This window comes from Microbacterium sp. Leaf351, assembly GCF_001423825.1.
GTDB classification, from domain to species: domain Bacteria; phylum Actinomycetota; class Actinomycetes; order Actinomycetales; family Microbacteriaceae; genus Microbacterium; species Microbacterium ginsengisoli.
Genome location: NZ_LMPK01000001.1, coordinates 15,181 through 15,854 on the forward strand (window position 1 = coordinate 15,181; position 674 = coordinate 15,854).

The 674-nt window shown below is 72.6% G+C and carries 1 protein-coding gene; it reads right to left on the bottom strand.

Annotation, left to right across the window (positions count from 1 at the left end; all coding sequences use genetic code 11):
• Positions 1-227: 227 nt before the first annotated feature.
• The coding region (locus ASG00_RS00055) for a nitroreductase family deazaflavin-dependent oxidoreductase (protein ID WP_327037444.1) at positions 228-674 on the bottom strand (447 nt) is incomplete at its 5' end.

The following is a 674-nucleotide window of genomic DNA, read 5'->3' on the forward strand; positions in this document are numbered from 1 at the left end:
CTGCCACAGCGCGGCGGGGCCGGCGCCGCTGACGGCGGTGATCCACAGGAGCGCGAGGGGCACCACCGCGGCGCCGACGCTGATGGCCGCCGCGACGAAGGCATCGAGGGCGGCGAGGAGGGTGACGACCAGGCGCTGCATGGCCTTCCGACCCTACCTGCGGCATCCGCGCTCGCCGGGCGGGCGCGCCCGAGCTCTCAGTGCTCGATCGGGTCGAGCACGAGCTCTCAGTGCCCGATCGGGTCGAGCACGAACAGCGCGATGCGCCGGTCGGTCTTCTTCTGGTACTCGGCGTAGTCGGGCCATGCCGCGACCGCGCGCTCCCACCACTGGGCGTACTCGTCGCCGTCGACCTCGCGCGCGGTGTAGTCGAGCTTGACGTCGGCGTCCTGCAGCTCGACGTGCGGGTTGGCGCGCACGTTCCAGTACCAGGCGGGAGGCTGCGGGGCGCCGCCCTTCGAGGCGACGATCGCGTAGTGACCGTCGTGCTCGACCCGCATCAGCGCGGTCTTGCGCAGGCCGCCCGTCTTCGCGCCGACGGTCGTCAGCACGATGATCGCCGCGCCGCGAAGGGATGAGGCGTCGGCGCCGTTCGAGGCCTCGAAGGCCTCCGCCTGGGTGCGGGCCCAGTCGGCCGTGGACGGAAGGTACTCACCGGAGAGAGGCATGCGCTC